This window comes from Oricola indica (assembly GCF_019966595.1).
Taxonomy (GTDB): Bacteria; Pseudomonadota; Alphaproteobacteria; order Rhizobiales; family Rhizobiaceae; genus Oricola; species Oricola indica.
In genome coordinates this window covers 20,364-33,279 of sequence record NZ_JAINFJ010000006.1, presented here as the reverse complement: position 1 = coordinate 33,279, position 12,916 = coordinate 20,364, and the positions used below count along the sequence as shown (strand labels likewise).

Here is a 12,916-nt window from a genome sequence, read left to right as displayed (position 1 = left end):
CCAGGCACAGACATGCACAGCGTCAGCATTTCGCCGCTCGCCCCGAAAACCCAACCCGAAATGCCGGCGATCGACGGCGTGCGCATCGCGACCGCGAAAGCGGGCATCAAATATCGCGACCGCGTCGACCTGATGGCGATGGTGCTCGACGAGAACACCGCCGTCGCCGGGGTGTTCACGACCTCGAAATGCCCGTCCGCGCCGGTAGAACTGTGCCGCGAGCACCTTCCCGGCGGCAAGGCGCGCATTCTGGTCGTCAATGCTGGCAACGCCAACGCCTTCACGGGAAAGAAGGGACGCCACACCACATCCGTCGCCGCGCGCGCCGCCGCACATGCCGCGCGCTGCGACGAGACAGCAGTCTTCCTTTCGTCCACGGGCGTGATCGGCGAACCGCTCGATCCCTCCCATTTCGAGCGCCATCTCGACGGCATGGTCGCCGAGGCGGCCGGCGACCGCTGGTCCGACGCGGCCCACGCGATCATGACGACCGACACGTTCCCGAAAATGGTGACGCGCACCGTTTCGCTCGACGGCGTCGACGTGACGATCAACGGCATCGCCAAGGGCGCAGGGATGATCGCGCCCGACATGGCGACCATGCTCTCCTATGTCGCGACCGACGCGCCGGTTTCGGCGCCCGTCCTGCAGGCGCTTCTCGCGCGCCACACCGCGCTCACCTTCAACGCCGTCACGGTCGACAGCGACACCTCGACATCCGATACGCTGCTCGCCTTTGCGACCGGCGCGGCCGCCGGGCGCGGCGCGCCGGCCATCGATGACGCCGCCGACCCGCGCCTCGCGGCCTTCGACGAAGCGTTCGGCGAATGCCTGCATGAACTCGCCCTGATGATCGCCAAGGACGGCGAAGGCGCAACCAAGCTGATCCGCGTCGAAGTGACCGGCGCCACCTCCGACACATCCGCAAAGCGCATCGCCATGTCGATCGCGAACTCCCCGCTGGTGAAGACGGCGGTGACCGGCGAGGACGCCAACTGGGGACGTGTCGTCATGGCCGTCGGCAAGGCTGGCGAACCGGCGGACCGCGACCGGCTCGCCATCTGGTTCGGCGACATTCTCGTCGCCAGTGAGGGCGAACGGTCGGAATCCTACTCCGAGGACCAGACGAGCGCCTACATGAAGAACGACGAGATCGTCATTCGCGCCGATATCGGTCTCGGCGAAGGCCGCTTCACGGCCTGGACCTGCAATCTCACCAAGGAATATGTCGCCATCAACGGCGACTACAGGAGCTGACGCGGTGTCGGGTCTCGCACTCGTTCGCCGCCTCGAGGCTGTCGGTTTCCGTGCGTGGCCGGCCGCGTCCGTCCATTACGACGGAAGCTGGGCGGTGCGGCTGACCGCCGGCCATCCCTCCAAGCGGCTGAACTCGGTCAATCCGCTCGACCCGTCCGATTATCGTGACATCGACCAGCGAATCGCGCGCTCCGCGCGGCGTTTCGCGGCCTATGGCCGTCCGCTGGTCTTCCGCCTGTCGCCGCTCGCCCCGCTCCAGCTCAACGCCCATTTCGATGCGGATGGCTGGCGACGGTTCGACGAAACCGCGGTGATGATCGCGCGCTTGAAGGACATCGATCTCGACAGCGGCTTCGACCAGATCCCGCTTCAGGATGTCGGACGCTATGTCGATGCATCAATCAGCATCCGCGACGAGAATCCGGAGCGCAAGGCCGGTCTGACCGAGGTCGTGGAATCGATCCGCCCGCCCAACGGCATGTTCGTGCTCGAGGACCAGACCGGGCCGGTCGCATCGGCGCTTTGCGTCCACGACAACGATCTCGCAGGCCTGTTCGACGTCGCCGTCCGCCCCGATCAGCAAGGCAAGGGCTATGCCCGCTCCATCGTGCGCGCCGCGTTGCGCTGGGCGAGCGCACAGGGCGCGCAACGCGCCTGGCTGCAGGTCATGACCGCCAACAAATCGGCGGTCAGCCTCTATTCGCGCCTCGGCTTCGAGAAGGTCTACACCTACAGCTATCGCCAGAAAGGCGACTGAACCCGTGACGCAACCCGCGCCCAGTTCCATCCTCCTCGTCGCCGCCTGCGCGCTTCTCGATACCGACAATCGGGTGCTGCTCTCGCAACGGCCCGAGGGCAAATCCATGGCCGGCCTCTGGGAGTTTCCCGGCGGAAAGGTCGAGGCGGGAGAGACGCCCGAACAGACCCTCGTTCGCGAGTTGCACGAGGAACTCGGCATCGAAACCGAGCCGCCCTGCCTCGCGCCGCTGACATTCGCCAGCCACGCCTATCCGGATTTCCACCTGCTGATGCCGCTCTATGTCTGCCGCAAATACCAGGGCATTCCGATGCCGCGGGAGGGCCAGCAACTGAAATGGGTTCGGTCATCGGCGCTGCGCGACTACCCGATGCCGCCGGCGGATCTGCCGCTTGTCCCCATCCTCCAGGACCTCTTGTAGAGCCCCCCTTTCAATCGCTAACAAACGTTGTTAATCAAACGTTTATTACAGTGTGCGATTTGTGTTGAACGCACCGGTGTTTACTTGATCCGGCGCCTGGGTTTGTCTCGTCTGTAAGAGGGGTACGAAAACATGCAAGAAGACCGTGATTGGGCCGAAATCCGGCCCCAAAACGCATCCGCGATATCCGAAGCGGGTCAAGGCATGCTTCGAATCACCCTGCTCTTCGGTTCCTTCGCGATCGCGATCGCCCTCTTCCTGACACCGATTCTCGATCGCTCCAACGGCTCGACACTGTCCGCGTCGGCGTCCTATGGCGCGCTCGACCGCACCACCACCGGCACGGTCCGCGCAAACGGCTCGCATCAATACACGGTCCGCCGCAGCGTCCTTCAGACCTCGCCCGGCTCCATGTGCATCATTCACTCGAACGGTGTGCGCACCGGAGATTGCTGATCGGCCGCGCGGTTCGCGTGCATCGATCCTCAGCCCTGCCCTTCCGTTCCGCCTGACCGGTCGCCGAGAAAATCCGAAAGGCGATTCGTCGCGCTTCCCGGTTTCAGCGGCTTTTGCTGCGACTCATGCGGCACCCAGCCGGACATCCAGACAAAATTGAAACTCGCGCGAATGCGTCCGTCCGAATCGGCATGATTGCGGGCATAGTGCTCGGCGGCCGTTTGGAACAAAGCGCGGGTCGCCATGGCCCGGCTGCGCGGGGCGAGCGTGTTGGTCGCCCCCATGGCGCGCAGATCGAGCATCAGGTTGAACATCGTGTCGTAGCGGACCGTCAGCGTCTCGGTGTCGGTAACCGGCAGGGCAAAGCCCGCCCGCTGCAACAGGCCACCAGCATCGCGCACATCCATGAACGGCAACACCCGGGCATTCGCCGCCCCCGTCAGCTCGGATTCCGCCGCCAGGAGGCTGTCGCGCAATTCGCCGAGCGTTCCGCCCGAAGGCACGCAGGCGAGAAACAGCCCGTCCGGTTTCAGGGCGCGGCGGATCTGCGCAAGCAGACCCGGCGTGTCGTTGCTCTCGTGCAATGTGAGAAGACTGACCGCGAGGTCGTAAGCCCCCTCGGGCAGGTCCAGCGCCTCGGTGTCGTCCGCATGTCCGGCATGCCGTTCGAGGATACCGTCGCGTTCGAACTGCAGTTGCGGCGCGCCGTCGGGAACGAACAGGATCCCCCGTTCGAAATTGCGCGTCACCGCCGACAGCCTCAGATCCAGATCCTCGGCGACCGACCGGTACAGGAAATCCGCGCCACTGACGCCCAGCCTCGCAGCGCGACGCCGATTGGCCCGCACCTGCCCGAGATCGATGATGGTTTTGACGGCCATGGTCTCTTCTGTAACAGTGCTCGCATCCGCAGCCAGCTATCCGGTTCCTCACATGCAAAACCTGGCGCAAAAGGCAAGCCGCGCCGCGGCATCGGTGCTGTTTCCCGACACCTGCCTCGCATGCCGCACGCATGTCGCCGATCGCGGCACGCTGTGCCCGGAGTGCTGGAACAGGCTGCATTTTATCGCCGAACCATTATGCGATGTCACCGGGGTGCCCTTCCAGCATGAGTTCGGCGACCGGATGGTCAGCGCCGAAGCCCTCGCCGATCCGCCGGACTACCGGCGTGCCCGCGCCGCCGTCCTCCACACCGGCATTGCCCGCCAACTCGTGCAGCGCCTCAAATATGGCGACCGCACCGAGCTGGCGCCATGGATGGCGCGCTGGATGATCCGCGCCGGAAGCGCGTTGATCGAAGAATGCGACGTGATCGTGCCCGTCCCGCTCCATTCACGCAGGTTCCTCGCCCGCCGCTACAACCAGTCCGCCGAACTCGCCCGCGCGATTGCCGCGGAAACCGGCCGCGCCTTCGAGCCGGGTGCTCTGGCGCGGGTCAAGCCGACCCGCCAGCAGGTTGGCCTGACCGCGACCCAGCGCCGCGACAATGTCCGTGGCGCTTTCCGCGTCCCGGCCGGCCGCGAGATCGCGCTGGCCGGCCGCAACGTGCTCCTCGTCGACGACGTCTACACGACCGGCGCGACGATTTCCGCGGCGACCAAGGCCCTGCTGCGCGCGGGTGCCGACAACGTCGATGTGTTGTGCTTTTCGCGCGTCGTTCCGCATTTCAGCGACTGACCGACCGCGACGTCCATATGGCGAGCCTATCTTTTCAGGATGCGACAGCGATCATATATAGCGGCATCTGAAAGGAAAAATTGATGGCCCCCGTGACCATATACACACGCCAGTTCTGCGGCTTCTGTTCGGCGGCGAAGCGCCTGCTCGAGAAGAAGGGCGCGTCCTATGTCGAGCACGACGCAACCTTCAAGCCGGACCTCAAGCGCGAAATGATCCAGCGCTCGCATGGCGGCACCACCTTCCCGCAAATCTTCATCGGCGACGTTCATGTCGGCGGATGCGACGAGCTTCACGCGCTCGATCGCGCCGGCAAGCTCGACGCCCTTCTGGCCAGCTGACCATGACACGCAGCCTGACATGCGCCGCGGTCCAGATGCGTTCGACCACCGACGTCGCAACCAACCGCGACGCCTTCGAGACGCTGGTTCGCGCGGCGGCGTCGAAGGGCGCCGGGTATGTCCAGACACCGGAAATGACCGGGCTGATCCAGAAAAACCGGGCCGCGCTGATGGAGTCGATCTTCGCTCAGGATGACGATCCGATCGTGTCTTCCGCAGGCAGACTGTCGAAAGAGCTTTCCGTCTGGCTGCATGTCGGCTCGACGCCGATCGATCGCGGCGACGGCAAGGTCGCGAACCGTGCATTCCTGTTTGCACCAGACGGAACCTTGCGGGTGTCCTACGACAAGATCCACATGTTCGATGTCGATCTCGACAATGGCGAAAGCTGGCGCGAATCCGCGATTTACGAGCCCGGTGACCGCGCGGTGACCGCCGATATCGGGAAAGCCTGTCTTGGTCTCGCGATCTGTTACGACGTACGTTTCCCGGACATTTTCCGCCGCCAGGCGCTCGCTGGCGCAGAGATACTGACAACGCCGGCCGCCTTTACCCGCCAGACGGGCGAGGCGCACTGGCACGTGCTTCTGCGCGCCCGCGCGGTCGAGAACGGCGCCTTCGTCGTATCCGCGGCCCAAGGCGGGACGCATGAGGACGGACGCGAAACCTACGGACATTCGATGATCATCGATCCCTGGGGCCGCATCCTGGCCGAGAAGGACGATGACGAGCCCGGCGTGATCATCGCCGAGATCGATCTCGAGCAGGTGGCCGAGGCGCGCGGCAAGATTCCGAACCTGAAGAATATACGCCCGTTTAATCTGGTGGATGCACAATAGTTGGACCGACCGGAGCACGCTTTTGATCAAGTTTTCGCTCAATTGTGACAACGGCCACGACTTCGAGGCGTGGTTCCGCGACAGCGGCGACTACGAAACGCAGAGAAAACGCGGCCTGCTGGAATGCCCGACCTGCGGTTCGAGCCACGTCTCCAAGGGACTCATGGCGCCGAATGTCACGACCGCCGCCAAACGCGAGGAAGTCGCTGTGGCCATCGGCCACGCGATGCAGCGCGAGGTGGTGGAGAAAATGCGCGCAATGGCGCGCGAGGTTCGAAAGAGCGGCGAGGATGTCGGAACGCGGTTTCCCGAGGAAGCCCGAAAAATCCACTATGGCGAATCCGATCCGCGCGGAATTTACGGCAAGGCGACGCCCGACGAGGTTTCGAGCCTGCTCGACGAAGGCGTCGAGATCCTGCCGCTTCCCGACCTGCCCGAGGACCTGAACTGACGCCGCTTCAGCGCGGCCGTTCGGCGACCACCATGTAGTTGACGTCCATGTCGCGCGACTGGCGCCACTCGTCGGCCAGCGGATTGAAGCTCACGCCCGTTCGCCGCACGATGTCGACGCCCGTCCCGGCAAGCGCGTCTTCCAGTTCCTGCGGCGTCACCAGTTTTTCGTATTGATGCGTACCCTTCGGCAGCCAGCGCAGAATGTGCTCCGCGCCGATGATCGCGAGACCATAGGCCTTCATGGTCCGGTTGATCGTCGCCACGACCATCAACCCGCCGGGACGAACCATTGCCGCGCATGATTTCATGTAGAGATCGACGTCGGAGACATGCTCGACGACTTCCATGTTCAAAACGACATCGAAGCTTTCGCCGGCCGCTTCGAGCGCTTCCGACGTGGTCGCGCGATAATCGATATCGAGCCCGGACTGGCCCGCATGGAGACGCGCGATTTCGATATTGGTTTCCGAGGCATCCGCCCCGACCACCTCGGCGCCGAGCCGCGCCATCGGTTCGGACAGCAATCCGCCGCCGCACCCGATATCGAGCAGGCGCAGGCCGTCGAACGGTCGTGCAGTGCCAGCGTCCAGGCCGAAATGCTCGATCACCGTCTGGCGGATATAGCTCAGGCGCACAGGATTGAACTTGTGCAAAGGCTTGAACTTGCCCGTCGGGTTCCACCAGTCCGCGGCCATCCGCGAAAAGCGGTCCACTTCGGATTCGTCGATCGTCGTTGCGCCGGTATTCATGTCGGTTCGTCCTGTACGGGTCTTCGCCATCAACTCGGGCGTCGCACAGCCCAAGTCAAGGGGCCGCACCGCCGCAGGCAAATCAATGGCGAACTTGCAGCATTTCCCGCAATTCGATATGGAGCGCTCCGACCTGCCGGGCAATGCCCGCCCGTATAACGAAGCCAACCATCGAGCACCCCACCTGCCATGGCCCGTATCGTCATGAAATTTGGCGGCACTTCCGTCGCCGATATCGATCGCATCCGCAATGTCGCGCGGCATGTGAAACGGGAGGTCGATAGCGGCCACGAAGTCGCCGTCGTCGTCTCCGCCATGGCCGGCCGGACGAACGAACTGGTCGACCTGACCCGCGCCGCCTCGCCGATGCACGACGCCCGCGAATATGACGCGATCGTCGCCAGCGGCGAGCTGGTCTCGGCCGGACTGCTGGCGATCGTCCTGCAATCGATGGGCGTCGACGCCCGGTCCTGGCAGGGCTGGCAGATCCCGATCGTCACCGACAACGCCCATGGCGCCGCCCGTATCGCCGAGATCAACGGATCGCTCCTGATCGAACGATTCGGCATCGGGCAAGTCGCCGTGATCGCGGGTTTCCAGGGCGTCGCGCCCGACAATCGGGTCTCGACGCTCGGCCGTGGCGGCTCCGACACAAGCGCCGTAGCGATCGCCGCCGCCGTCAATGCGGACCGTTGCGACATCTACACTGATGTCGACGGCGTCTACACGACCGACCCGCGCATCGAGCCCAAGGCGCGCCGGCTGGCGAAAGTCTCCTTCGAGGAAATGCTCGAAATGGCGTCGCTCGGGGCCAAGGTTCTGCAGGTTCGCTCGGTCGAACTAGCCATGGTGCATAATGTGCGCACGTTCGTGCGCTCCAGTTTCGAGGCGCCCGACGCCCCCGGCATGGATGATTTCGACAATCCGCCGGGCACATTGATCTGTGATGAGGATGAAATCGTGGAAAAACAAAATGTGACCGGCATCGCCTATACGCGCGACGAGGCGCAGATTTCCCTGCGCCGCGTCCAGGACCGTCCCGGCGTTTCCGCGGCGATCTTCGGCCCGCTTGCCGAGGCCGGCATCAATGTCGACATGATCGTCCAGAACGTGTCGGGAGACGGCAAGTTTACCGACATGACCTTCACCGTCCCGAGCACGGATGTCGAAAAGGCCCTGCACGCGCTCGAAAGCGTCAAGGACGAGGTCGGATACGAGGCCGTGCAGTCGGAGACGGGCCTTGCCAAGGTCTCGGTGATCGGCATCGGCATGCGCAGTCACGCCGGCGTCGCCGCCAGCGCGTTCAAGGCGCTGGCCGACAAGAGCGTCAACATTCGCGCCATCACGACGTCGGAGATCAAGATCTCGATCCTGATCGACGGCGACTGGTGCGAACTTGCCGTGCGCACGCTTCACAACGTCTACGGTCTCGACAAGGTCTAGTCGGCACGGCTATGCCATGGGAGGATGCGCGGGCAATTGCCCGGCGCGGCAACATTTTGCGGGGAGAAGTGCTTGTTACGTGAGGCGGATGCCGGACCACGTGTCCTCCTGAAGCGGCTCCGCGAGATCATGGCGGAGCCGATGGAGCCGCAGGAGCGGCTCGACAGGATCGTGCGCCAGATCGCCCAGAACATGGTCGCCGAAGTGTGCTCCGCCTATGTGCTGCGCGCCGACGGCGTTCTCGAACTCTACGCGACGATCGGCCTGAACCCGACCGCGGTCCACAACTCCGCCCTGCGCCTCGGCCAGGGTCTTGTCGGCACGATCGCCTCGGCGGCACGCCCGCTCAACCTGGCCGAAGCCCAGAAGCACCCCGCCTTTGAATATCTCCCGGAGACCGGCGAGGAGGTCTACAACTCCTTCCTCGGCGTGCCGATCCTGCGCGCCGGCCGGACGCTCGGCGTTCTCGTTGTCCAGAACGAGGCGCATCGCGCCTATGGCGACGACGAGGTGGAAGCCCTCGAAACGACCGCCATGGTGCTCGGCGAACTGATTGCCGCCGGTGACCTGAAGCGACTCTCGACCGCCGGCATCGAACTCGACCTGACACGCTCCGTGACCTCGAACGGCCGCGCGCTGGCCGAAGGCATCGGCCTCGGCCATGTCGTGCTGCACGAACCCCGCATCGTCGTCACCAACCTGTTCAACGAGGACAGCGACACCGAGATCGAGCGGCTGGCCTCGGCGCTCAGTTCCCTTCGGCTGACCATCGACGACATGCTGTCGCGCCGCGAGATCGCCTTCGAGGGCGAGCATCGCGACGTGCTGGAAAGCTATCGCATGTTCGCCCACGACAAGGGCTGGGTGCGCCGCCTCGAGGAAGCGATCCGCAACGGCCTGACGGCCGAAGCCAGCGTCGAGAAGGTGCAGAGCGACATGCGCGCGCGCCTGACCGCCGTCAGCGATCCCTATCTGCGCGAACGCATGAACGATTTCGACGACCTCGCCAATCGCCTGCTGCGCGAATTGCTGGGCGAGGACACCGCCAGCCGCGAGGAGAAGCTGCCGCCCGACACGATCCTGGTCGCGCGCACCATGGGCGCCGCCGAACTGCTCGATTATCCGCGCAAGAACCTGCGCGGCATCGTCCTCGAGGACGGCGCCGCCACGAGCCATGTGGTCATCGTCGCGCGCGCCATGAGCATACCGGTGGTCGGCCAGGCCAAGGGCATCGTCGCCCTGTCCGAAAACGCCGACGCGATCATCGTCGATGGCCTGTCGGGCGATGTCCACCTGCGTCCGCAAAGTGACGTCGAACTGGCCTACGCCGAGAAAGTGCGCTTTCGCTCCCGCCGCCAGCAGGAATATCGCGATCTGCGCGACAAGCCGTCCGTCACCAAGGACGGCCTCGATTTCCATCTGCACATGAACGCCGGACTGCTCGTCGATCTGCCGCAGCTCGACGAATCCGGCGCCGAGGGCATCGGCCTGTTCCGCACCGAGCTGCAATTCATGATCGCCGAGGCCTTCCCGCGCGCCGAGGCGCAGGAAACGCTCTACAGAAGCGTCATCGAGGCCGCCGGCAAGAAGCCGGTGACGTTCCGGTCGCTCGATATCGGCGGCGACAAGATCCTTCCCTATTTCCGAAGTGGCCCGCAGGAGGAAAATCCGGCGCTGGGCTGGCGGGCCATCCGCCTTTCGCTCGACCGGCCCGGCATATTCCGCACGCAATTGCGCGCGCTCCTGAAGGCGTCGGCGGGGCGCGAATTGCGGCTCATGCTGCCGATGATCACCGAAGTCGGCGAAATCGAGCAGGCCCGCGCCATAGTCAATCGCGAGGTCCAGCACCTGTCGCGCTTCGGCCATGGCCTGCCGACCCGGCTCAGGCTCGGCGCGATGCTGGAGGTTCCGTCGCTTCTGTTCGATCTCGACGCGCTGATGCGCTCGGTCGATTTCGTCTCGATCGGCTCCAACGACCTGTTCCAGTTCCTGACCGCCAGCGACCGCGGCAATCCGCAGATCGCCGCCCGGTTCGAACCGCTGTCGAGACCGTTCCTGCGCGCCCTGCGCATGGTTGCCCGGACCGCGGAGGCGCATGGCACGTCGCTTACGCTGTGCGGCGAGCTCGCGGGCCGTCCGCTCAGCGCCCTGGCGCTGGCCGCCATCGGCATCCGCGACCTGTCCATGTCAGCCGCCGCGATCGGACCGGTCAAGGCCGCCCTGCTCGCCACGGACCTCGCCGCGCTGACCGCCACGCTCGACGCGGCGATTGAAAATGATCGCGGTCCGTCCGATATGCTTCCGATGATCCGCGATTTTGCGGACACCAACGCCATCCCCTACAGCTGAGAGCATGACCAGCGCACCGCGCCATGATTGAACTTCCCGCCGACAAGATGGACCAGATGGTCAAGCGCTTCGCCATGCTGGAAAGCCAGATGGCGAGCGGCCCGGACAGCGACACCTATGTGAAGCTCGCCTCCGAATATTCCGAGCTCGAGGAAATCGTCGCCAAGATCCGCGCCTACACCGCCGCGACCTCGGAACGCGACGACCTGAAGACGCTCCTTGCCGACAAGGAGACGGATGGCGAGATGCGGATGCTGGCCGAAACGGAATTGCCCGAGGTCGAGGAGAAGATCGAGGGTCTGGAAAAGGAAATCCAGATCCTGCTCCTGCCCAAGGACGAGGCCGACACCAAGAACGCCATCCTGGAAATCCGCGCCGGTACCGGCGGGCTGGAAGCGGCATTGTTCGCCGGCGACCTGTTTCGCATGTATGAGCGCTATGCATCCGGCCGCGGCTGGAAGGTCGAGGTCATCTCGGCCTCCGAGGGCGACGCCGGCGGCTACAAGGAAATCATCGCCATGGTTTCGGGACGCGGCGTCTTTTCGCGCCTGAAATTCGAATCGGGCGTCCACCGGGTCCAGCGCGTGCCCGAAACCGAGGCGGGCGGACGCATCCACACCTCCGCCGCCACGGTCGCGGTTCTGCCCCAGGCCGAGGATGTCGATGTCGAGATCCGAGACCAGGATATCCGCATCGACACCATGCGCGCCTCGGGTGCCGGCGGCCAGCATGTCAACACGACCGATTCGGCGGTGCGCATCACGCATATCCCGAGCGGCATCGTCGTTTTGCAGTCCGAGAAATCGCAGCACCAGAACCGGGCCCGCGCCATGGAGATCCTGCGCGCGCGCCTCTATGACGCGGAGCGCCAGAAGGCTGCGGACGAGCGCGCCGAATCGCGCCGGCTGCAGGTCGGCTCCGGCGACAGGTCGGAACGCATCCGGACCTACAATTTCCCGCAGGGCCGCCTGACCGACCATCGCATCAACCTGACGCTCTACAAGCTCGACCGTGTGATGGAGGGCGAACTGGACGATGTCATCGACCCGCTGATCGCCGACCACCAAGCGAAGCTCTTGACCGAGGAACTCGCGTGAACGCATCCGTCGCGCCCCGCTCCGTCGAAAGCCTGTTTCGCGACGCAAGACGCCGGCTTGCCGATGTCGGCATCGAGACCGCCGATCTCGACACGAGCCTTCTGCTCGAACATGCGACCGGGCTCACCGTGCTCGACCGGATCACGGACGCCAACCGGATCGTCCTGCCCGACGCCATCGAACGGTTCGAGACCTCTGTCGAGCGCCGGCTGCGCCGCGAGCCCGTCCACCGAATCATCGGGGAACGCGAATTCTACGGCCTGCCGATGAAGCTCAATCCGTCGACGCTGGTGCCGCGCCCGGATACCGAGACCCTTGTCGATCTGGTCTTGCCTTTCGTCACCGATACCGCCGCGCGCAACGGCACCTGCCGGATCCTCGACCTCGGCACCGGCACCGGGGCGATCGCGCTGGCGCTCCTGTCCTGCGTGCCGCAGGCCGTGGCGGTCGGGGCCGACGTCTCGCGCGAAGCCTTGGAAGCGGCGGACGCCAATGCGGCGGCATGCGGCCTTGCCGACCGCTTCGAAACCGTCTGGTCCGACTGGTTCGAGGCGATTACCGGCTCCTTCGACCTGATCGTGTCCAATCCGCCCTATATTCCGAGCGCCGATATCGCCGAACTCGACACGGATGTGCGCGATCACGATCCGTTGCCGGCCCTCGATGGCGGACATGACGGCTTGTCAGCCTACAGGTTGCTGGCCAGTCAAGCCGGATCGTTTCTGACCGAAAGCGGTGCGCTCGGCGTCGAAATCGGCCATGACCAGAAATTACCGGTAACGAATCTCTTTCGGTCCTCGGGATTTCGCCAGACAGGCGAACGAAAGGACTATTCGGGCCATGATCGGACACTTTTTTTTGTGAAATGACAAAAACTTGCTGGCTGTAGTGAAAAAATCACTTGGCAATGCAGCAATGGAACGCTACCTAAAGACAGTGGCATGTTTCAACCAAGCCACCAGTCCGACACCCTACGGAAAAACTGACGTTACCGTGCGGACACCCGCCTACCGCCGACTATTGTGCGAGATCGGCTACAGGCACGCACACACACAATTTGTATGCCCGGGCAAAGTA

The 12,916-nt window shown here is 64.4% G+C and carries 14 protein-coding genes; 12 read left to right on the top strand and 2 right to left on the bottom strand.

Features of this window, described 5'->3' with window-relative positions; genetic code table 11:
* Positions 1-12 precede the first annotated feature (12 nt).
* From argJ to LC343_RS15840, 4 genes are all read left to right on the top strand, one after another.
* Positions 13-1,257 carry a bifunctional glutamate N-acetyltransferase/amino-acid acetyltransferase ArgJ gene (gene argJ / locus LC343_RS15855; RefSeq protein ID WP_223478145.1) on the top strand — a complete coding sequence of 415 codons (1,245 nt, stop codon included), beginning with the start codon at positions 13-15 and terminating at the stop codon, positions 1,255-1,257.
* A 4-nt stretch (positions 1,258-1,261) separates the two neighbouring features.
* On the top strand, positions 1,262-2,014 hold the full coding sequence (locus tag LC343_RS15850; RefSeq protein WP_223478144.1) for a GNAT family N-acetyltransferase: 753 nt from the start codon (positions 1,262-1,264) through the stop codon (positions 2,012-2,014).
* 4 nt (positions 2,015-2,018) lie between these two features.
* Positions 2,019-2,435 carry an 8-oxo-dGTP diphosphatase MutT gene (mutT, locus tag LC343_RS15845; protein WP_223478143.1) on the top strand — a complete coding sequence of 139 codons (417 nt, stop codon included), beginning with the start codon at positions 2,019-2,021 and terminating at the stop codon, positions 2,433-2,435.
* Between the two features lie 204 nt (positions 2,436-2,639).
* Positions 2,640-2,891: a hypothetical protein gene (locus tag LC343_RS15840; protein ID WP_223478142.1), complete on the top strand. Its 252-nt coding sequence runs from the start codon at positions 2,640-2,642 to the stop codon at positions 2,889-2,891.
* Positions 2,892-2,920: 29 nt separating this feature from the next.
* Here the strand turns inward: LC343_RS15840 and LC343_RS15835 are convergent, their stop codons facing one another.
* Positions 2,921-3,772, bottom strand: coding sequence for a methyltransferase domain-containing protein (locus tag LC343_RS15835; RefSeq protein ID WP_223478141.1), 852 nt, complete (start codon positions 3,770-3,772; stop codon positions 2,921-2,923).
* A gap of 52 nt (positions 3,773-3,824) precedes the next feature.
* Here LC343_RS15835 and LC343_RS15830 point away from each other — a divergent pair, with 52 nt between their 5' ends.
* From LC343_RS15830 to LC343_RS15815, 4 genes are all read left to right on the top strand, one after another.
* Positions 3,825-4,568: a ComF family protein gene (locus tag LC343_RS15830; RefSeq protein ID WP_223478331.1), complete on the top strand. Its 744-nt coding sequence runs from the start codon at positions 3,825-3,827 to the stop codon at positions 4,566-4,568.
* Positions 4,569-4,651: 83 nt separating this feature from the next.
* Positions 4,652-4,909, top strand: coding sequence for a glutaredoxin 3 (grxC, locus tag LC343_RS15825; RefSeq protein ID WP_223478140.1), 258 nt, complete (start codon positions 4,652-4,654; stop codon positions 4,907-4,909).
* A gap of 2 nt (positions 4,910-4,911) precedes the next feature.
* A complete protein-coding gene (locus tag LC343_RS15820; protein WP_223478139.1) occupies positions 4,912-5,748 on the top strand; it encodes a carbon-nitrogen hydrolase family protein in 837 nt (278 codons plus the stop codon).
* Between the two features lie 22 nt (positions 5,749-5,770).
* On the top strand, positions 5,771-6,199 hold the full coding sequence (locus LC343_RS15815; protein WP_223478138.1) for a DUF1178 family protein: 429 nt from the start codon (positions 5,771-5,773) through the stop codon (positions 6,197-6,199).
* 7 nt (positions 6,200-6,206) lie between these two features.
* Here LC343_RS15815 and ubiG read toward each other — a convergent pair whose 3' ends face one another.
* On the bottom strand, positions 6,207-6,950 hold the full coding sequence (gene ubiG / locus LC343_RS15810) for a bifunctional 2-polyprenyl-6-hydroxyphenol methylase/3-demethylubiquinol 3-O-methyltransferase UbiG (protein ID WP_223478137.1): 744 nt from the start codon (positions 6,948-6,950) through the stop codon (positions 6,207-6,209).
* 189 nt (positions 6,951-7,139) lie between these two features.
* On the opposite strand from ubiG, the gene LC343_RS15805 reads away from it, so the two are divergent.
* The 4 genes from LC343_RS15805 (at position 7,140) to prmC (ending at position 12,708) form a co-directional block, all read left to right on the top strand.
* Positions 7,140-8,393, top strand: a complete 1,254-nt coding sequence (locus tag LC343_RS15805) for an aspartate kinase (RefSeq protein ID WP_223478136.1) — start codon at positions 7,140-7,142, stop codon at positions 8,391-8,393.
* Between the two features lie 129 nt (positions 8,394-8,522).
* On the top strand, positions 8,523-10,742 hold the full coding sequence (ptsP, locus tag LC343_RS15800) for a phosphoenolpyruvate--protein phosphotransferase (protein ID WP_223478330.1): 2,220 nt from the start codon (positions 8,523-8,525) through the stop codon (positions 10,740-10,742).
* 23 nt (positions 10,743-10,765) lie between these two features.
* Positions 10,766-11,839 carry a peptide chain release factor 1 gene (prfA, locus tag LC343_RS15795; protein ID WP_223478135.1) on the top strand — a complete coding sequence of 358 codons (1,074 nt, stop codon included), beginning with the start codon at positions 10,766-10,768 and terminating at the stop codon, positions 11,837-11,839.
* Complete coding sequence (gene prmC, locus LC343_RS15790) at positions 11,836-12,708, top strand: peptide chain release factor N(5)-glutamine methyltransferase (RefSeq protein WP_223478134.1); 873 nt, start codon at positions 11,836-11,838, stop codon at positions 12,706-12,708. Before prfA ends, prmC begins: the two co-directional genes overlap by 4 nt.
* The last annotated feature ends 208 nt before the right edge of the window (positions 12,709-12,916 follow it).

Bases quoted from the DNA above. Each gene is read 5' to 3' on its own strand.
- argJ (WP_223478145.1), top strand. From the start codon at position 13: ATGCACAGCGTCAGCATTTCGCCGCTCGCCCCGAAAACCCAACCCGAA.
- LC343_RS15840 (WP_223478142.1), top strand. From the start codon at position 2,640: ATGCTTCGAATCACCCTGCTCTTCGGTTCCTTCGCGATCGCGATCGCC.
- LC343_RS15835 (WP_223478141.1), bottom strand. From the start codon at position 3,772: ATGGCCGTCAAAACCATCATCGATCTCGGGCAGGTGCGGGCCAATCGG.
- LC343_RS15830 (WP_223478331.1), top strand. From the start codon at position 3,825: ATGCAAAACCTGGCGCAAAAGGCAAGCCGCGCCGCGGCATCGGTGCTG.
- grxC (WP_223478140.1), top strand. From the start codon at position 4,652: ATGGCCCCCGTGACCATATACACACGCCAGTTCTGCGGCTTCTGTTCG.
- LC343_RS15820 (WP_223478139.1), top strand. From the start codon at position 4,912: ATGACACGCAGCCTGACATGCGCCGCGGTCCAGATGCGTTCGACCACC.
- ubiG (WP_223478137.1), bottom strand. From the start codon at position 6,950: ATGAATACCGGCGCAACGACGATCGACGAATCCGAAGTGGACCGCTTT.
- LC343_RS15805 (WP_223478136.1), top strand. From the start codon at position 7,140: ATGGCCCGTATCGTCATGAAATTTGGCGGCACTTCCGTCGCCGATATC.
- ptsP (WP_223478330.1), top strand. From the start codon at position 8,523: ATGGCGGAGCCGATGGAGCCGCAGGAGCGGCTCGACAGGATCGTGCGC.
- prfA (WP_223478135.1), top strand. From the start codon at position 10,766: ATGATTGAACTTCCCGCCGACAAGATGGACCAGATGGTCAAGCGCTTC.